Origin of the sequence: Shewanella marinintestina, assembly GCF_023283845.1 — a bacterium.
Taxonomy (GTDB): domain Bacteria; phylum Pseudomonadota; class Gammaproteobacteria; order Enterobacterales; family Shewanellaceae; genus Shewanella; species Shewanella marinintestina.
Window position 1 is genome coordinate 61,220 of record NZ_JAKILC010000011.1, and the last position, 17,609, is coordinate 78,828.

Annotated in this window: 18 protein-coding genes; 9 read left to right on the top strand and 9 right to left on the bottom strand. The window is 43.0% G+C overall.

What is annotated here, in order from left to right; translation table 11 throughout:
- Nucleotides 1-35: 35 nt before the first annotated feature.
- Entirely contained in the window at nt 36-968 is a 933-nt protein-coding gene (locus L2747_RS13075) for a LysR family transcriptional regulator (RefSeq protein WP_248999463.1), read from the bottom strand.
- A 144-nt stretch (nt 969-1,112) separates the two neighbouring features.
- On the opposite strand from L2747_RS13075, the gene L2747_RS13080 reads away from it, so the two are divergent.
- Both L2747_RS13080 and L2747_RS13085 read left to right on the top strand, forming a co-directional pair.
- On the top strand, nt 1,113-1,478 hold the full coding sequence (locus tag L2747_RS13080; protein WP_248999464.1) for an isochorismatase: 366 nt from the start codon (nt 1,113-1,115) through the stop codon (nt 1,476-1,478).
- A 458-nt stretch (nt 1,479-1,936) separates the two neighbouring features.
- Entirely contained in the window at nt 1,937-3,772 is a 1,836-nt protein-coding gene (locus L2747_RS13085) for a multiheme c-type cytochrome (protein WP_248999465.1), read from the top strand.
- Between the two features lie 77 nt (nt 3,773-3,849).
- Here L2747_RS13085 and L2747_RS13090 read toward each other — a convergent pair whose 3' ends face one another.
- The gene (locus tag L2747_RS13090; protein WP_248999466.1) at nt 3,850-4,794 is read right to left on the bottom strand and encodes a LysR family transcriptional regulator; all 945 of its coding nucleotides are present in this window, start codon (nt 4,792-4,794) and stop codon (nt 3,850-3,852) included.
- 94 nt (nt 4,795-4,888) lie between these two features.
- Here L2747_RS13090 and L2747_RS13095 point away from each other — a divergent pair, with 94 nt between their 5' ends.
- From L2747_RS13095 to L2747_RS13105, 3 genes are all read left to right on the top strand, one after another.
- The gene (locus L2747_RS13095; RefSeq protein ID WP_248999467.1) at nt 4,889-5,962 is read left to right on the top strand and encodes an HlyD family secretion protein; all 1,074 of its coding nucleotides are present in this window, start codon (nt 4,889-4,891) and stop codon (nt 5,960-5,962) included.
- Nucleotides 5,962-7,569: a DHA2 family efflux MFS transporter permease subunit gene (locus L2747_RS13100; protein WP_248999468.1), complete on the top strand. Its 1,608-nt coding sequence runs from the start codon at nt 5,962-5,964 to the stop codon at nt 7,567-7,569. The genes L2747_RS13095 and L2747_RS13100 overlap by 1 nt, the downstream gene beginning before the upstream one ends.
- Nucleotides 7,570-7,688: 119 nt before the next feature.
- Entirely contained in the window at nt 7,689-8,150 is a 462-nt protein-coding gene (locus tag L2747_RS13105; RefSeq protein WP_248999469.1) for a GNAT family N-acetyltransferase, read from the top strand.
- Nucleotides 8,151-8,229: 79 nt separating this feature from the next.
- Here the strand turns inward: L2747_RS13105 and L2747_RS13110 are convergent, their stop codons facing one another.
- Nucleotides 8,230-8,493, bottom strand: coding sequence for a hypothetical protein (locus L2747_RS13110; protein ID WP_248999470.1), 264 nt, complete (start codon nt 8,491-8,493; stop codon nt 8,230-8,232).
- A gap of 145 nt (nt 8,494-8,638) precedes the next feature.
- Between L2747_RS13110 and L2747_RS13115 the strand changes: the two genes are divergently transcribed.
- Complete coding sequence (locus L2747_RS13115; protein WP_248999471.1) at nt 8,639-9,523, top strand: radical SAM protein; 885 nt, start codon at nt 8,639-8,641, stop codon at nt 9,521-9,523.
- A gap of 11 nt (nt 9,524-9,534) precedes the next feature.
- Here L2747_RS13115 and L2747_RS13120 read toward each other — a convergent pair whose 3' ends face one another.
- The 4 genes from L2747_RS13120 to L2747_RS13135 all read right to left on the bottom strand — a co-directional run bounded on the left by L2747_RS13120 (nt 9,535) and on the right by L2747_RS13135 (nt 13,686).
- Nucleotides 9,535-10,473 (bottom strand): LysR family transcriptional regulator, encoded by a 939-nt coding sequence (locus L2747_RS13120; protein ID WP_248999472.1) that lies wholly within the window; start codon nt 10,471-10,473, stop codon nt 9,535-9,537.
- Nucleotides 10,470-11,402 carry a LysR family transcriptional regulator gene (locus L2747_RS13125; protein WP_248999473.1) on the bottom strand — a complete coding sequence of 311 codons (933 nt, stop codon included), beginning with the start codon at nt 11,400-11,402 and terminating at the stop codon, nt 10,470-10,472. The genes L2747_RS13120 and L2747_RS13125 overlap by 4 nt, the downstream gene beginning before the upstream one ends.
- A 168-nt stretch (nt 11,403-11,570) precedes the next feature.
- A complete protein-coding gene (locus L2747_RS13130) occupies nt 11,571-12,611 on the bottom strand; it encodes an outer membrane beta-barrel protein (protein ID WP_248999474.1) in 1,041 nt (346 codons plus the stop codon).
- Nucleotides 12,612-12,849: 238 nt separating this feature from the next.
- Nucleotides 12,850-13,686, bottom strand: coding sequence for a mechanosensitive ion channel family protein (locus tag L2747_RS13135; RefSeq protein ID WP_248999475.1), 837 nt, complete (start codon nt 13,684-13,686; stop codon nt 12,850-12,852).
- Nucleotides 13,687-13,899: 213 nt separating this feature from the next.
- Here L2747_RS13135 and L2747_RS13140 point away from each other — a divergent pair, with 213 nt between their 5' ends.
- Nucleotides 13,900-14,358 (top strand): hypothetical protein, encoded by a 459-nt coding sequence (locus L2747_RS13140; protein WP_248999476.1) that lies wholly within the window; start codon nt 13,900-13,902, stop codon nt 14,356-14,358.
- A 64-nt stretch (nt 14,359-14,422) separates the two neighbouring features.
- On the opposite strand, the gene L2747_RS13145 is transcribed toward L2747_RS13140, so the two are convergent.
- A complete protein-coding gene (locus L2747_RS13145) occupies nt 14,423-14,638 on the bottom strand; it encodes an HP1242/YdcH family protein (RefSeq protein WP_248999477.1) in 216 nt (71 codons plus the stop codon).
- Between the two features lie 491 nt (nt 14,639-15,129).
- Here L2747_RS13145 and udp point away from each other — a divergent pair, with 491 nt between their 5' ends.
- The gene (gene udp / locus L2747_RS13150; protein WP_248999478.1) at nt 15,130-15,888 is read left to right on the top strand and encodes a uridine phosphorylase; all 759 of its coding nucleotides are present in this window, start codon (nt 15,130-15,132) and stop codon (nt 15,886-15,888) included.
- Nucleotides 15,889-15,966: 78 nt separating this feature from the next.
- Here udp and L2747_RS13155 read toward each other — a convergent pair whose 3' ends face one another.
- The gene (locus tag L2747_RS13155; protein ID WP_248999479.1) at nt 15,967-16,719 is read right to left on the bottom strand and encodes an outer membrane protein OmpK; all 753 of its coding nucleotides are present in this window, start codon (nt 16,717-16,719) and stop codon (nt 15,967-15,969) included.
- Nucleotides 16,720-17,114: 395 nt separating this feature from the next.
- On the opposite strand from L2747_RS13155, the gene L2747_RS13160 reads away from it, so the two are divergent.
- The gene (locus L2747_RS13160) at nt 17,115-17,597 is read left to right on the top strand and encodes an NfeD family protein (protein WP_248999480.1); all 483 of its coding nucleotides are present in this window, start codon (nt 17,115-17,117) and stop codon (nt 17,595-17,597) included.
- Nucleotides 17,598-17,609: the final 12 nt, after the last annotated feature.

Sequence of the window (17,609 nt, forward strand, 5' to 3'; positions counted from 1 at the left end):
CCGCATTCCTGTGCATAGAGCTTTTGGTTTGCTACTTATGCTTGAAATTGAAAAGACTCAAGCAGCGCATCGATAGTTTTTTTTATAAGAAGTGGCGGTGTATGGCCAAAATCATGTACGGCATAAACGCTATTTAATGGGCATTGGTGAGAGGGGATAAGCTCAATCAGCGATGGCTCTTTTGCAAACATGAACTCAGGCAGTAACGCCACGCCTAAGCCAGCCTTCGCCAGTGACAATACCGCTGACGAGGTGTCGGCGTAACGGTTTGCGTTAAAATGTACGGTTAACTCGTCAGGCAGTTTTACATTCTGATTAGTCGTATGACTAACATGACGAATTGCAGAGCCTTTTATTTGCAGTGAATGCTGCAGGCTTTGGCCTTGCCAAGAGTTAGCGATGTAATCGAGTGCAAGCCAATCATTTGCCTGGATCAAAGCACTGTTTTGGTCAATAAAGCCCTGGCTGGCACAAAGCACATCTCTAAATTGTCCCACTTTTCGCTGCATAAGATTACTGGATGCTAGCTTACCGACACGCACGGCGATATCGATATCTTGCCCGAGCAGGTCGATACGGCGATCTTGCACTTGAATGTGTGGTCTTATCATCGAGTTGTTAGCGCAAAGCTCAGCGATAGCAGGTGCAATAAAGCTGCCGACCAAGGCGTGAGGGGAGCTTATTTTAATTGGCCCTGCGAGTTTATCAGCGGCTTCTCTTGCTTGCTGCCAAGCAAGATTAGATATATCGCCAAGTTCACGGCAGCGTTGATAAAAGTCTTTACCTGCAGGTGTGAGTTGTTGCCTGCGAGTGGTTCTATGCAGTAGCTGTACACCTACTGCAAGCTCTAAAGATTTTAGATGGTGACTGACCACAGACTTAGACAGATCGAGTTTGTCTGCAGCCGCGCTTATCGAGCCGCTATCGACGATTTGTTTAAATATGGCCATATGCCGTAGATGATCCATAGCCGTATACCTCGGTGAATTAATTCTTTATTGTTCTGTTTAATCGAACAGTAATTATTGTTTTACCTAGATTATCAATGTCAATAGTCACTGTAAACTGAGTCTATATTGAGATATTGATTAACAACAAATATGGAGCAAAACATGTCAGATAAATTACTCGATGCGGTAAAGCTAGCTAGCGCCACTTGGATGCAAGGTTTTAACACTCAAAATGCAGCACAGTGCGCGGCACAGTATGCCGCCGATGCACCTATGTTAGCGCGTCCATTTGGTGAGTTTATCGGCACTGAAGCGATACAAGCCTTCTGGCAAAACCTTATCGACCAAGGCTATCGTGATGTTGAATACACTAGCCCTGAGTTTAAAGTGCTAGATGAAAAATCGGTATTGCTGACTACTGCCTGGAAAATGAATAAAGCCCATGGTGTGGTACATAAAGAGATTTGGGTATTGCAAGATGATGGTACTGCCAAGCTTGTAGATGATGAGTTTGAAGTATTAGGTTAGGCGGCATAGCTGCTGTTATAACGACAAGCAAATATTGATATGTATAAGTTTAAGTAAGCGAGCTTGCTTGAACTTATATCAATCAGTATAAAGATTTGATTTACACCCTATTATTTCAGCATTTTATCTTTTGTTTTCTTATCGATTTTTACCGCATGCCACTCGCTTAATTTTTCATTAATTTGTGATTTATCCTTAGCCATTAAGATTGGCTTTTATTAAGTTTTTCTCTTCGTTAGTTATTGTTTGTAAAGCTATTTATGTGGAGGTCTCTCTCAGATGGTAATTAATTGAATCTTAAATTGTTTTTTAGCTATTTTTGTTTTTTTATTTATGTGAGCCATACCTCTAAAGAAGTATGTTGATGAGAATTTAGTCACATAAAAGCCCTAGTTGAAACTTTAAGGTATTGACGGGGGAGTAAAAGGTCACGACTTAATAAAAATTATGGAGTGATGATGAGAAAATTTAATAAATGCAGTGTGGCGTTAATCGTCGCCACCGCTTTCGGTCTAGCAGCCTGTAGCGATGGTAAAGACGGTAATGATGGTGAAGATGGCACTAGCCCGCTACCACCGGTCGTTGAAGTGACCGAAACCACTAATGTTGAAATGCTAAGTCATACCTTAGAAGAAGGTGCGGTGCGCTTTACGTTTGAAGTCACTAATGAAGAAGGCCTGCTGGTGGGGGGGCTTGAAAAAGTGAGTGCAGAAGTCGCTGAACTTACTGATAAAGGTATTGCTCGTAGCCGCCCTGATTTTGAAGGGACGATTGCGGGTGGTAGCGCTTCGAATGAAACCGAAGGCGCGAGTCTGACTATGACTGAAGATGGTCGCTATGAGTTCTTAGCACCTATGCCTGCGGTTAATGCTGGTACCGAGGGAATTATTCGCATCGCTGTGGGTGGCAGCGAAAAAATTGCTAAGTCTGCCTACATTATTGTCGATAAAACAGAAGGTTTACACACAACCTCAACTGCAACCTGTCATGGTTGTCACGTTGATTACGCTGAATCTAGCCTCAAACATCCTAGTTATACTGCGATAAATACAGACGGTGAAACTGACTTAGTTGCCGGCTGTATGATGTGTCACGGTAACGTGGTGCGTGACGAGGGTGGATACGCACGTAATTCCATGCAAAAGATTGGTCATATCAATCATCAGAAGTTTGAAAAAGACTTTGAGCCTGCTAATTGTTACACCTGTCATGCTGAGCCGATCACTAAAGTGAACTCTATGCAGACGTGTACCGATTGTCATGACGCTGCTGGTGTCGGTTCGACCGCAGTTGCAATGACATACAGTGGCTTTAGTGAGTCTGATGATGTGCGTCTATTCCATAAGAAAGTTGCTGAAAAAGCCACGGTACGTGATGAGCATACATCAACGGTATCAGCACCTTATATGAATACGGATGCGGGTTACTGTACTGATATTGCTTTGTTTAAAGGCGAAGAGCAGCTTAATCTTGAAAGCTTATTAGCTGACGGTACAGTGTCTTACCTAGGCGCTTACCTGCATGGTTATGACAATGCCTCTATTGTTGGCCGCGCGGCACGAACTAGCACGACCACATATGATGCTAACGGTACGGCTTCAGTCTGTTTTGCCAGCTTAGATGCGACTTTCCCTGAGTTAATGGCAAGCTCACGCATTACCTTTAATTTTGGTGATGACGCAGGATATGACGGTGTTACCTTGCATGGTTACTCAGATATGATGTCGGGCGAGCTTTACGAGCGTCGCCATAGCGTGACAGTTGATAGCTGTAGCACTTGTCACAACAACGAAACCAATTACCACAAGAACGGTAGCTATGCCGATGGTGGTTTAGGTTGTGTTGCTTGTCATAACAACGGCCAAGATCGTAGCTCGAAGAACTCAGCGCCAGGCTTTGGCCCTATGGTTCACAGCATGCACTGGGGCGTAGGTAGCTCTGCTGTAACGGGTGAGCCAAACTCGGCGACTAAGCTTAATGCTGAAAACTGTGTCGCTTGTCATGCCGAAGGTATCGACTTAAATGCTGTACCTAATCAGTACATGCTTTCGAAAGCCTTTAATGGTGGCACTGCTGGTGTGGCATCAAGCCCAGTAACGGCTAATTGTTTTGCATGTCACGATAGTGACCAAGCGCTTAACCACATGAAGTCGAATGGCGGCGAAATCAATACTCCGGTTGATCATACTGGCGATTGGTTCAGCCAAGGCACTTCAGAGTCGTGCGCTACTTGTCACGCAGAAGGTCGTTCATACGGTATTGAAAAGTACCACGTGTTTGACCGTAAAGAATAAAAAGTAACGGTTAGCTGCTCCCTGCAACTGGCTAACCGGCCACTTTTTTAGGGCTCTATAATAGAGCCCTTTTTTAGCTACTCATCAAAATCAGGTCGCTGGATAAAATCCGGCACATCTAATACTCGGTTTTGCCAATTATCAAATAGCGCTTGATAGAGAAACTCAATAAAGACTTGGTAACGTCTTGGTAAGTAGACTCGCTGAGGAATACTCATCGTCACTAAGCTTTGTTTCATCGGAAAGTCATCTAATATTGTGACTAACTCTTGCCTCTCTAACGCATCATGAGCAATAACCAACGGAATCGCAGCGATGCCCAACCCTTCAATTGCCGCTTCACGCATTAAAGTAATGTTATTCGTTTCCAGCCGAGATTGCGGCTCTACAGTGAGCCACTTTTTACCATTAAACAGCGTCCAGTTACCGTCTATATGTGGTGAACCTAGACGGATACATTGATGTTCAACTAATTGCTCAGGCGTGCTTGGTTCGCCATATTTCTCAATGTACTTAGGGCTAGCCATTAAAATCTTAGGCGTATTAATCAAGGCGTAAGTTTTTAAGCGTTCATCAGTTTGTTCGGTAATTTGAAACAGCATATCTATACCTTCACCAACCACATCAACTTGGCGATTAGTGAGTTCTGCTTCAATGGTTATATCAGGATACAAGGCCAAAAAACGCGCGAAAATACGTCCGAAATACAGCTGACCCATTTCGATAGGGCAGACAATTTTTAAGTGGCCCTTAACGGTTTGCTGCCTAGCGCTGAGCTGGTCTTCTGCGTTAGTGAGATCCACAAGAATACGATTGACTCGATGGTAGTAATCAGCGCCTGCCTCGGTGAGTTTGAGTGCACGGGTTGTGCGATACAGTAGTTGTACGCCAGCATCGGCTTCTAGCTCTGCTACTTTACGGCTTACTGTGGCTTTGGTTAGCCCCAGCACATTAGCAGCTTTAGTGAAGCTACCTTGTTCGACCACTTGAACAAACATTTGGATGCGGTTGAGATCTATCATTGTTACACCTGTGAAACAGTGGGTAATATTTTAGCTATCTAATAACTATGTTGAGACAGTAGTAAACTATGACCCACTAATCAAGGAGTCATTCATGTCAAAAACTAAGTTATATTTCGGGATTCCTGTTGTTCTTATTGCGTTAGTCGCTGGTGGTTACTACTGGTGGAGCCAAGTACGTAATTTTGAATCTACCGATAACGCCTATGTAGAAGCCGATATTTCTCATATTAGCGTTAAAGTCCCGGGCTATGTAACGGCCACATTTGTTACAGATAATCAGCATGTTAAGCAAGGTCAGTTATTGGCTCAGCTTGAAGATAGCCAGTTTGCCGCTAAAGTCGCACAAAGTCAGGCATCACTGTCTAGCGCCAAGGCGCAAGGGCAAACATTAAATGCGCAAGTGGATCTGCAACAGGCGTTAATTTCACAGGCCAAAGCCAGTGTCGTGGCCGCAGAAGCAGAGCAAGTGCGTAGCCAGCAGCAATTAAGTCGCGCATCTAAGCTAAAAGTTAAAAACTACAGCTCGCAAGATGCGGTTGATGAAGCGCAAGCAGGGTTTGAGTCCGCTAGCGCCCATGTTGATGAAGCTAAAGCGGCGCTCGTTGCTAAGCAGCGTGAGCTAAAAGTGCTAACGGCGCAATTAGTTGAGGCGGATTCCAGTGTTGAGCAAGCAAAAGCGGGTTTGGCATTGGCGAAAATTCAACTCGCCGACACGCGAATTACCGCGCCGTTTAGCGGAATTATAGGTAAACGTGGTGCTCAGCAAGGTCAATATGTACAGCCGGGACAGGCTATTTACAGCTTAGTGCCAGATGAAGCTGTGTGGATCACTGCTAACTTTAAAGAAACCCAAATTGCCCACATGCATGCTGGTCAGCCAGTTGCGATTGAGCTAGATGCTTTTTCTGGCAAGCATTTTACTGGGGTAATTGATAGCTTAGCACCCGCTTCTGGCGCTAAATTTAGTTTATTACCTGCTGAAAATGCGACCGGTAACTTTACCAAAATTGTACAACGGATCCCTGTGCGTATCCGGCTTGATAGCGACTCGGCGACTAAACTTGATCACGGCAAAATCGTACCAGGGCTGAGTGCATTGGTGAAGGTGGATACTGCGAGTGATGCGCTGAGCACTGATGTTGTTGCTAACAGAGCGCAATACTAATGTCTGTGGTTAATACAGACCTCAAAGGCACAGATAATTACACGCCACTCAATACGTTTGAGGGAGTGGAGCCCGGTAGCCGTCGTGCTTGGATAGCTGTTTTTGGCGGACTTATCGGCGCATTTATGGCGATTTTGGATATCCAAATCACTAACGCCTCGATGAAAGAGATCCAAGGTGGCTTAGGTGCAACGCTAGAGGAAGGCTCTTGGATCGCGACTGCATATCTCGTCGCAGAGATGATTGCCATTCCACTATCAGGCTGGTTGAGCAAAGGGCTCGATATTCGCCGTTATATGCTGTGGAATTGCGCGATATTTATATTGGCGTCATTGCTTTGTTCAGTTGCTTGGAACCTTGAATCTATGATCGCCTTTAGGGCGATGCAGGGCTTTTTTGGTGGTGCACTCATCCCCATGGCCTTTAGGCTTATTTTAGAATATTTACCCGATAGCAAACGTGCCGTCGGTATGGCGTTATTTGGTATTACAGCAACCTTTGCGCCATCAATAGGCCCTACATTAGGCGGTTGGCTCACTGAGCAATTTAGTTGGCACTATCTGTTTTACATCAATGTGCCACCAGGGCTCGTGGTGATGTCGATGCTGGCCTATGGTTTAGTTAAAAAGCCAATTAATTGGCCAGAGCTTAAAAATGTTGATGTGACCAGTGTGGTGACGATGGCTCTTGGCATGGGCTGCCTAGAAGTGGTGCTTGAAGAGGGTAACCGTAAAGACTGGTTTGGCTCAGATCTTATCCGTAATCTAGCGATTGTAGCGGCGGTAAATATTGCGATTTTCGTTTATCTGCAATTTAAGAAAAAAGATCCATTGGTGAACTTGCGACTACTAGCAAATCGCGACTTTAGCTTATCGACTATTGCGTATTTCTTACTGGGATTAGCACTGTTTTCGTCGATTTATATGGTGCCGCTTTATCTGTCGCAGATCCAAAATTATAACTCATTAGAAATTGGCGAGGTGTTAATGTGGCTTGGCTTTCCGCAGCTACTCATCTTGCCTTTTATGCCTAAGTTAATGCAGCGTTTTGATAATCGTTATTTAGCTGGCTTTGGCTTTTTTATGTTTGGCGTGAGTTATTACATGAACTGCCATATGACAGCAGACTTTGCCGGTCCGCAATTGATAGCCTCTATGGTTGTTCGAGCCATTGGCCAGCCGTTTATTATGGTGCCAATCGGTATGTTGGCGACCTCAAGACTATTAAAATCTGAAAATGCGTCAGCGTCGACGGTATTAAACGTAGTGCGTAACCTCGGTGGTGCAGTGGGTATCGCTTTAGTGTCGACTTTGACCGACAACTTAGGTCGAGTGCATTTAGCGCAGATGAAAGAAACCTTACCGGCAGTTAGCCCGCTTGCTAATGGCTATTTACAGCAAACCGCGGGCATGTTGCAAGCGGCGGGATCGGATCCAATAACCGCAAGCCAACAAGCATCAGCTTTGCTTGGGCAAACCATGCAGCAGCAAGCTATGGTGCAAGCATACAATGATGTATTTTTTATTATGGCAGCTTTGCTGATGGTGGCAGTGGTGTCGGTTTTGTCTATCCGCAAACCTATCGCTCAAGCGTCAGTAAGTCACTAATTGATAAAGTTGCTAAATCTAAATTCAATTTACTCTACTGAGTTTACGATTTAGCGCCTGTTTTTATCATAGTGAAATGCTAGACTGCTGCTCTACTAAGTTGTTTTGGAGCGTTTCCTATGCTTTGGAAATCCTTGTCTTTTTCTGAACTTTCATTGAATGAATTGTACGACCTACTGAAACTACGAGTGGACGTGTTTGTGGTTGAACAAAACTGTCCGTATCCAGAGCTCGATAATAAAGATCGTCACAGCCAGACCCAGCATCTTTTAGGCATCGATGAGCAAGGCGTTATCCAAGCTTATGCGCGTGTGCTAGCGCCCGGTGTGAGTTATCCAGATGCCAGTATTGGCCGTGTTATTGTGGCTGAAGCGGTGCGTGGCGGTGGCGTGGCACATACCTTGATGCAAAAAGCGATTGCGATTTCTAACAAGCGCTGGCCTGAGCATAATATTCAATTAGGCGGTCAAGAGCACTTAAAAGGCTTTTATCAGCAGCAGGGATTTGAGCCGGTGTCAGAGATGTATTTAGAAGACGGTATTCCGCATGTAGACATGCTCTTAACCATCAGCAGGTCTTAATTCAACGTCAAATTCAGCGCGCGAATGTGCGCTTTTTTGTATTTTGCGCATCTCTATTCATATTCCTCATAAATCAAACTTAAGCGAGTAATCGAGTGCTAGAGGTTTGTCTCGTTAGGACTTCTGGGGAATAGTTAACATCACCATTCTTGCTAATGGTTGCCAAGGTATTATGTTGTTTCACAAATGCTTGTGGTCCACTAGGTAGCTGCCTAACGAATAACAAAATAAAGCCAAATTTATTTAAATCATATAGGGCTATTTTCTGCTCGGCAGTCATATTATTCCAGTGTTGCTCATTGCTGCGATCTTGCCTATTCGTCGCAGTTGAAACTATTGGCATCGGTTCATCCTTTTGATATTCGTAGATTACTAATCTAGCGATCTTTTACGCTAAAAAGTGTATTTAGGTTCATCAAATATTTATTTTTATCGTGAAAAATGCTCAACTTGTCTTTCTGTAAGTTCGGCTTGCTTAGGAGTCTGTTGTGCTCAATTATATTGAACCCGTGTTTCGTCCACCGTCAGAGTGGAAATCTCTGATCCTGCAAGTCACTAATGGTTGCAGCTGGAATCAATGTAGCTTTTGCGACATGTACACCGAGCCACAAAAACGCTTTCGAGCGCAAAAGGCCGATAAGATTGAGCAAGATCTTATCGCGGTCGCTAGCTCTAAAGCCCATATCAGCCGAGTATTTTTGGCTGACGGTGATGCGATGACCCTGCCTTTTGCACGCTTAGAAGCCATCTGCTTGTTGATAAAGCAATACTTACCTAACGTGACTCGCATTAGCAGTTACTGCCTACCGCGTAACATCAATAACAAAACGCCAGAGCAGTTGCAGTGCTTAAGAGAACTCGGTCTAAGCTTGCTGTATATCGGTTGTGAAAGTGGCGATGATGAAGTGCTAGCCCACATTAAAAAAGGCGAAACCTACGCATCTTCTCTGGCAGCGCTAGAAAAAATTAAAGCTGCGGGTATTAAGGCTTCAGTAATGATATTAAATGGTTTAGGTGGGGTTGAGTTATCTAAGCAGCATGCTGAAAACTCTGCCAAGTTAATGAATGCAGCTCAGCCTGAGTATTTGTCGACTCTAGTGGTGACTTTGCCTTTAGGCACCGAGCGTATGGACGCTGCATTTGATGGCCATTTTCAGCTACCGAGTCAAGCGCAGTTATTTACTGAGATGCATACTTTGTTGACCCATCTAGAGCTAGATAAAACCGTGTTTCGCTCAGATCACGCATCTAATTATTTAGTACTTAAAGGTATACTGGGCAAAGATAAAGCTAGCCTAGTCGCCCAAGTTGAAGCGGCAATGCACACCCCTGAGCGAATTGATTTACGTCAAGACTGGCAAAGAGGCTTGTAGAGCTAAATCATTTAAACCAGAACGGTTTGCTGTTTTAGTTGGTTAACAATCGCCAGACATTCGTCCTTAAACCATTGTATAAGTGGATCCTTATGCACTCTTGCGTGCCAGTATAAAGTACTTTCAAACGGCACTAACTCTTTAATCTGTACCCCTTTGAGTTTTGATTGCCATATTGGTGAATTCAGCGTTCGCTGGGGCACAAATCCCACGTGTTTACCGGCGAGTAAGCCTTGTAACATGACTTGGAACGAGCCGCTAGAAAAGGTTATTTTACGTTGTAAGTTATGCTGTAGTGCCAGTTGAGTCACTTCTAATTCAACTAAATTAGACGCTGAGTATTCAGCTGTATCATAAGCAAATATTTGTGCAAGAGTAGGCTGTTTTAGTTTGGCCAGCGGGTGGTCAACACTGTAGGCCGCACAATAATCTGTATTGGAAATATGTCGCCCATAGATATTGGCTGGAGGAGTATCAGCCCCCGCTGCCGCGAGATCTATCTCTCCTGATTCTAATAGTGAAAACACATCTTTAGGCTTATGCACAAATTCCAGTTCAATATTGGGCGCAGATAACAAGATCCTGTCTAAAATCATTGGGATCATAGATTGAGTTAAATCATCCATAAAGGCGACACGGATCACCCCATGACTTTCCATAGGGTCGAAAGCCGTTTGCGAGATCAAACGATCGCTTAAGTACAGCCATTCTGTTAGTGAGTTATATAGGCGCAGGGCCTTACTTGTCGCCTTAATGCCTTGGCCGTGTTTAACAAATAATGGGTCATTAAACATTATCCTGAGTTTTTTCAAGTTTTGGCTCATGGCTGGCTGAGAGATATCAAGTCTTTCAGCACTTTTAGAAACACTTTGCTCCTCAATCAAAATAGTAAGACTGAGTAACAAGTTAAGGTCACATTGCTGAATAATTTTTAAATCAGTTAAATTCATAATGCTTTTTCTAAAAGTAGATGCTTATGCAATAGGCTTGTTAGCTGGCGCCTAAACCATTGCAATAGTTCAGGGGTTCTGTGGTGTCGGTCCCAACAGAGCTTTAGATCAAGATTAATTGGTGTGCCCAGCCAATCAAACTCTTTGGATTCATGCTCAGGTAAAATCCTTAAGGCAAAATGGGGTAATAAGGTCGCGGTATTATTGGTTTGTAGTGCATAGAGTAAAGCACTTAATGAGGCGGTAGTGAGCGCATAGGCGGCATCTAAGGCATCAATTTGCTCTAACGACGCTAATGAATGTAGTTGGTTATGCTCTTGAAACTGGTAGCGTAATAATTTAATCGTGTCTTTATCTAAATGACTTAGCTGACTATTACTGGTTCTATGCGTCACCATTTGCCAAGGAGCTTGGCCTATAACTTCGCTTAATAGTGGCGTAGGCACATCATCGTAAAAGCCGATTACCATATCAACTTGGCCACGTCTGAGTAGCTGAAAGCCATTGCTACTTTGCGAAATATACTCAAGTTCAATATTAGGGGCTTGCTCATTCATTAAAGCGATAAGCGGCGTGATAATCAGCTGGGCTGTTATATCACTCATGATTACGCGGATCCGCCCTTGAGCGGTTTTGGGGTTGAAATGATCAGCTTCTAAAATGCGAGCGGTTTTATCGAGTAATGGCGCCAGTTCGAGGGCAATCGCTTGGGCTTTATTAGTAAGCGTCATGCCATTATTGCTTTTAAGCAGTAATGGGTCGGCAAACATTAAGCGTAAGCGCTTCAGCATTTGACTCATGGCTGATTGAGATAGGCCTAACTGCTTAGCAGCGTTAGAGACATGTGCCTCATTGAGCAATACAGCTAAAGCAAGTAATAGATTTAAATCGCAATTCTTTAGGCGTTCAAGGTTGAGCTGGGTCAGCATTACCTACTCCTTTTTAAGAGACTGACTATAAGCGATAAAAATTTTCTTGAATAGGTCTGAGCAGACGTAAAGCCATCCTTGGCTCACTTTATCCTAGTGTATCGTTTCGCTATCCTAGCGGTTTCGGGTCCTTATACTGATTGATACCAGTAGTGATACATTTATACGTTATTGATCCACTAATACTTGCTCTTGGCTAGTCAAAGTCACAACCACTCGGCGCTCAAGAGCACGGTCTTGACGAGTATTTGCTTGTGCATTTTGATCACCTACAGCTTCAGTATCGATACGCTGTACTTCAACCCCGTGGTCTTCTAAGTAAGCTTCTACTTGTTTTACGCGCTTTGCAGAAAGCTTAAGGTTGTATTCGCTGTTACCTTGGTTATCTGACTGACCGCTAAGTAGAAGTACATCTTGTTGTTGCTGCTTAGAAAGGCTAATGACTTCATCAAGTTTGGTTTTCGCATCGCTGTTTAGAGCGACAGAGTCGAAGCCAAATAGTACTGCTACACTGTTGGTTTCAGTGATGATTTCATAGACAGGTTCAGGCTGTGGTTCAGGGCGAGGCATTGGCTTAGTTTGCTTTTCGATAACGGCTGGCAGCACGACGGCCGTAGCTTTTGGCTTAACACCAAAGCGGTAAGTCAGTTGCAGACCGACCGTTTGCGCGTCCATATTAGCTGTGTTCCATGCTGTTTCATCAATGTTAGCGAAGCGGCGGTATTTAGCTGAAATAGCTAAAGAGTCAGTGATGTTGTAGCCAATACCAGCACCAAAATAAGGAGCGGTATCGGTAGCGCTGACATATTTACTAGCGTTCATCTGGTGTGATAGGTGATATTGATAAGCACCGGCTTCACCAGTTAAGAACCACTTTTCATTAAGAGGTAGTGTTCCCACAACGCCAAGAGTAAAACCGTCGACATCGATAGATTGACTGCCGTCTAGACCGCCCCACATATGAGTATCGTCATCAGTGCCGAGATCTTGCCAGCCAGCTTCAAATGCAAGGTATTTGTTTAGTTGATAACCGACTAGCGCGTTCCAGGCTAGATCGCTATCATCGCCTAGGTGGCTAGCGGCAGAAACTGACTCATAATTGCTCTGACCTGCGCCAGCACCAATGTACCAAGTATTATCTATGTCGGCAGCACTGGCATAACCACATGTACCAATTAATGCCAATGCAATTAATGTTTTGTTCATCATGTTATCTCCATTGAGTGTTCATTAGTTTCCTATTTCAATGGAGCGCATTTTGCGGCAACATCTAAATTAGAGCGATAGAGTAAACGCAATAATGATTATTTGATTTGCTTATGAATTATGTTTATTTATGTTCAGAAAATCGCTAAAACCCGCGGTTACATGCTTTTGATATAAGTGATTTGGATGATGAAAAAAACGAATACTTAGCGCTAATAGAAGCCGCTAAGTATCAAACACACTAGTGCTCTTGGATATGGATCTGTTTTACTGGACACGGAATGTCAATATTCGCCTGCTTTAGTGCTTTAAACAGCTCGGCATTGGTTTGGTACTTATCTTGGAAGTAGCTGTCGGTCGGCACCCAGTAGCGAATGCCTATTTCAATACCTATACTGTTAAAGTCGTTTATACCAACCTGAGCTTTATCACCTTCAAATACTCTTGGGCTGTCGGCTAGCACTTTAGTTAGCAAGGCGACGACTTCATCAGTGTTAGCCTGATAGCTGATATTAAACTTGGTTTCGACCAGTTTATTGGCAAATGAATTGTGTAAGATCTCACCGACAATATGTTTATTGGGGATATTAATCTCTTCGCCTTCTTCGTTGGTCAGCACCGTCATGCCTAAATGGATGTCCTTTACTAATCCACCTACGCCTTTGATCTCGATGGTATTGCCGACAATAAAAGGTCGAGTCACAATAATGGTTATACCTGCTGCGTAGTTAGCAAGCATGCCTTGTAGGGCTAAACCTGCACCTAATGAAGCTGCACCGATGGCGGCTACCATAGGCGTGACGCTAATGCCTAACTTACCAAGGGCGATAACACCGACCATGACAATAACTAAGATACGAACAAAGTTACTTGTGAAGTTACTCAGAGTGATGTCGATTTGGTGTTTTTCAAAAATTCTCGTGACTAAGTTAGCGGCTTTAGCGGCAATCCATAAGCCAATCAAAAAGATAATTACGGCCCCAAGAATGCTAAAACTGTACTGCACTAAAAACTCAGTAATAGCAGTATAGGCATTTTGTAATTGCGCGATTTCTTGGTCTAATCCTTGCTCTTCCATTTTTGTATCCCTTTTAACAACGTCTACTAACTAGCTTACTGAATACACTCTACTTTTGTAACTTACAATTTATATATGTATAGCGGAAGACTTGATTCATTTATTACTGAAAAACCTTTGCGTGAAGGGGATCATGCTTTGTCGCTAAGTTTACTGTGACCCTATCAATAATAGGTTATTCTTTCCGCTAATTCTAATTTGTCGAGTCCAATTATGAGAGCACTTATTTTCGCTTTATGTAGCCTGTTTACCACATCTGTTTTGGCTAATACTTATCAGGTTGGCGACCAAATAGCAGAGATTAAATTACAAGATCAGCATGAAGTTACCTACCAAGTTGATAGCAACACCAAACGAGTGCTTTTTAGCCGGAGTATGGATGGTGGGACTTTAATTCAAGAAGCGCTAGAAGCTGAGCCTGAATTAACAAGCGATGCTAGTTTAATCTACGTGGCTGATATCAGTGGTATGCCATCATTGATTGCTCGTTTTGTTGCTTTACCGCAGTTTAAAAAGTTTCCTTATAGAGTTGCGTTAGATAGTGAAGGTGAGCAGACCTTGCCACTGCCGGCGCAAAAAGATCAGGCTACTTTGATAGAACTAGACAATAACAAGGTGACCAATATTTTGTTTTTTGAGACAACAGAAGACTTGTTAGCTGTGTTGAAGTAATTATCAGGCAATAAAAAAAGGACCCTTATGCGTCCTTTTTTATTTTTAGCAGATATAGGTAGGGTTAAGCTGAATGACCTTTGAGAATATCGTAGATTTCTTCTTTTAAATGTAGTTTTTGAACCTTAAGTTCATGCACCTCTGAGGTGTAATCGCTAGCATTACTCTTTTCCAGGTTTTTTATCTCCTCATCGAGTTCATTATGCTTATTAAACTTCTTTTGAAAATGTGTGTCAGATGTTTTTAGTTGGCTGATAAGTTCTCTGTACTCTGGAAACATGCAGGCGTCCTTTTGGCTGTTTTATTGCGGATGGTTCATTTGCTTCAGTTCTAAATTAGCGCGATTCTTAGCCGCTAAATGTGATGTTGATCGAATAATGAACGATTGAATTGAGATGACAGGCCGGAGTTATTTCGCTAGGACTACTTAGCTAAGATGAGGAGATTAATTGGCATACTTTTAGCTAAAGTTTTAATGTGTTACAAGGTTAATTTTGTTGTTAAGTTACTGCTAATATTGGTTTTATACTTCTTTTCTGTAAGCTCAAAATCTGTTGTGTACATCGCCTTAATGCAATATTGAGTGTGGCAGTATAGGTTGTGGCTGCTATATTTGAGCTCAAATATTTTGATTGCTTTAGTAACTATATTACGACAATTCATTTACTCTAGGCGGGTAAAGTGTGATCGGTGTAACCTTTTTACGGTCAATACTAGGTTACAGTCGACTTAAATAGATTTTTAAATTCAAAAATGAAAGGGGTTTTCACGATGTCTGATGTATTTCATTTAGGCTTAACTAAAGAGATGTTAGATGGTGCTAGCTTAGCGATCGTTCCAGGCGATCCAGAGCGTGTTAAACGAATTGCAGAGCTAATGGAAAACGCAACATTCTTAGCTAGTCATCGTGAATATACCAGTTATCTAGCTTATATCGATGGTAAGCCTGTTGTCGTTTGTTCTACTGGTATTGGCGGCCCTTCAACATCGATTGCAATTGAAGAGCTGGCACAATTAGGCGTGCGTACTTTCTTACGTGTTGGTACCACTGGTGCGATTCAGCCACATGTTAACGTGGGTGATGTGATTGTGACTCAAGCGTCTGTGCGTTTAGATGGCGCAAGTCTGCACTTTGCACCAATGGAATACCCGGCAGTAGCTAACTTTGATTGTACAACGGCTATGGTTGCCGCAAGTCGTGATGCAGGTTTAGAACCGCACATTGGTATTACTGCGTCGTCAGATACTTTCTATCCAGGCCAAGAGCGTTATGACACTGTGTCTGGCCGTGTAACACGTCAGTTCAAGGGTTCGATGCAAGAATGGCAAGACTTAGGCGTACTTAACTACGAAATGGAGTCTTCGACGCTATTTACTATGTGTGCCTCACAAGGTTGGCGCGCTGCATGTGTTGCGGGTGTGATTGTTAACCGTACCCAGCAAGAGATCCCTGATGAAGCGACAATGAAAAAGACCGAAGTGAGTGCGGTTTCTATCGTGGTTGCAGCAGCAAAAAAACTATTGGCCTAACTTTTGGTATTCGTATAGTTTTAACCACAAAAAAGGCGCTCTTAGCGCCTTTTTTAATGCTCAATTATTTACTCGAATTTAGAAGTGGTATTTAGCAATAACGGAGTAGGTGTTTTGGTCTATGCCATCAACGCCGTACTTGTTCTGCCAATAATCGTATTCGATACCAACAAACAGCTTGTTCTTCTTATGTTCGCCAAACACCACTGCACCTAAGTCATATTTAAGTTGTGGATTGAAGTGGAAGTTTGTTTCATAAGCAGAGTTGTCGCTGGCAAATATCCAATCAATAAAGCCATCAAATACGATGTTAGAATTACCTACTGGGAAATCCATTCTAAATGAGGGGGTTAACTGCCAACCATCGCTAATATTGTCACTGCTCAATGCGTGTCTGCGGTAAGTGTTTAGCTGAAAGTAGCTAAAGTAAGGTACGTTAATATCCATACCTACACCGTATAAAAAGGTTTTGACTGGGCCTTCACCTTCCTCTAGCGTCAAGGCTAGCGATAGGTCGGTTACTGGACCAAAGCCAACTGACTTACCTAAAATCTTACCGGCACTTAGACGTGTTGAGATCTCGCCGTAAGTCGTATTGTTTTTGCCAGCGTTTGAACCATTGAAGTAAGTAACATCTTGGAATGCAAACCAGTCGCCGTACTTCCAGTCGCCTGCCGTTTCAAAGGTAAGTGTGGTTTGTTTATCTGATGGGGCTAAATCGTAGTTGTCACCGTAAAGCGCAGTAACGCTAGCATCCCACCAATTAATCATATCGTCAGCTAGTGCTTGTGGGCTAATTAACAGGGCAATACAAAGTAGTTGCTTGTTCATGGTCAAACCTTTTATTTTTAAGAGTCGGTAGCTACTGCAAGTGAAAGTAAAAACTTAAACATGCGTTTCAATGGCGGGAATATAATCGTTATAAAAACAATGTCAAAGTGTTTGTAAGTTTTTATTAAATGCTTATCACGTTGAAATTAAGCAATTGCTTGATTTAGTTTGTTATTACTAATATTTATATTTGTGGTTATTATTTCCTCATGCAAACTATCGATTATTGGTGGTTAACTTTTTACTCAAGGTTAAGGTCATGGTAGGGTTGCGGTTAAGCACTTTTGGATAGTTTTGCTTACACTTATTGCGTGATTAACTTTGACATAATATGTCGCGCTAAACAGTCTCTACTGATATAGTCATTACTTGACTCTTACATTTCAGGGGGAAATATGGAGTTTTCAAATCCCATTCTAATTTGGGCATGCATCGGCATTATTCTTATGCTGGCTGAAATCATTTTACCTGGAGGTATTGTGATTCTGTTAGGTGCTGCCTGCCTCGTAGTTGCAGGTGCTTTGACGATAGGTTTGGTTGAAGGTATTAGCCAAAGTCTAACACTTTGGTTTATTGCATCTATGGTTCTTTTACTGGCATTTCGTCAGGTCACACAAAAGCTGGTTGGTGGCGATGCTCATGTCGACAACACCGATGAAGAGCTCGATATTTATAATCAACTAGCAACAGTCAAACAAACTATTGGTCCAGCGCAAGAGCTCGGGCGAATAGAATTTCAAGGCAGTGAATGGCCTGCTTTGGGGGACGGTAGTGAAATTGCTGCTGGCACTCAAGTGAGGATAATTTGCCGCGATAATATTGCCTTAGTGGTTGAGCCAGTGCTGTCTGACGCTGAAGCATTTACCACAGAAAAGTAATTGATTTAAACT

Bases quoted from the DNA above. Each gene is read 5' to 3' on its own strand.
- L2747_RS13075 (WP_248999463.1), bottom strand. From the start codon at position 968: ATGGATCATCTACGGCATATGGCCATATTTAAACAAATCGTCGATAGC.
- L2747_RS13080 (WP_248999464.1), top strand. From the start codon at position 1,113: ATGTCAGATAAATTACTCGATGCGGTAAAGCTAGCTAGCGCCACTTGG.
- L2747_RS13085 (WP_248999465.1), top strand. From the start codon at position 1,937: ATGAGAAAATTTAATAAATGCAGTGTGGCGTTAATCGTCGCCACCGCT.
- L2747_RS13090 (WP_248999466.1), bottom strand. From the start codon at position 4,794: ATGATAGATCTCAACCGCATCCAAATGTTTGTTCAAGTGGTCGAACAA.
- L2747_RS13095 (WP_248999467.1), top strand. From the start codon at position 4,889: ATGTCAAAAACTAAGTTATATTTCGGGATTCCTGTTGTTCTTATTGCG.
- L2747_RS13100 (WP_248999468.1), top strand. From the start codon at position 5,962: ATGTCTGTGGTTAATACAGACCTCAAAGGCACAGATAATTACACGCCA.
- L2747_RS13105 (WP_248999469.1), top strand. From the start codon at position 7,689: ATGCTTTGGAAATCCTTGTCTTTTTCTGAACTTTCATTGAATGAATTG.
- L2747_RS13110 (WP_248999470.1), bottom strand. From the start codon at position 8,493: ATGCCAATAGTTTCAACTGCGACGAATAGGCAAGATCGCAGCAATGAG.
- L2747_RS13120 (WP_248999472.1), bottom strand. From the start codon at position 10,473: ATGAATTTAACTGATTTAAAAATTATTCAGCAATGTGACCTTAACTTG.
- L2747_RS13125 (WP_248999473.1), bottom strand. From the start codon at position 11,402: ATGCTGACCCAGCTCAACCTTGAACGCCTAAAGAATTGCGATTTAAAT.
- L2747_RS13130 (WP_248999474.1), bottom strand. From the start codon at position 12,611: ATGATGAACAAAACATTAATTGCATTGGCATTAATTGGTACATGTGGT.
- L2747_RS13135 (WP_248999475.1), bottom strand. From the start codon at position 13,686: ATGGAAGAGCAAGGATTAGACCAAGAAATCGCGCAATTACAAAATGCC.
- L2747_RS13140 (WP_248999476.1), top strand. From the start codon at position 13,900: ATGAGAGCACTTATTTTCGCTTTATGTAGCCTGTTTACCACATCTGTT.
- L2747_RS13145 (WP_248999477.1), bottom strand. From the start codon at position 14,638: ATGTTTCCAGAGTACAGAGAACTTATCAGCCAACTAAAAACATCTGAC.
- udp (WP_248999478.1), top strand. From the start codon at position 15,130: ATGTCTGATGTATTTCATTTAGGCTTAACTAAAGAGATGTTAGATGGT.
- L2747_RS13155 (WP_248999479.1), bottom strand. From the start codon at position 16,719: ATGAACAAGCAACTACTTTGTATTGCCCTGTTAATTAGCCCACAAGCA.
- L2747_RS13160 (WP_248999480.1), top strand. From the start codon at position 17,115: ATGGAGTTTTCAAATCCCATTCTAATTTGGGCATGCATCGGCATTATT.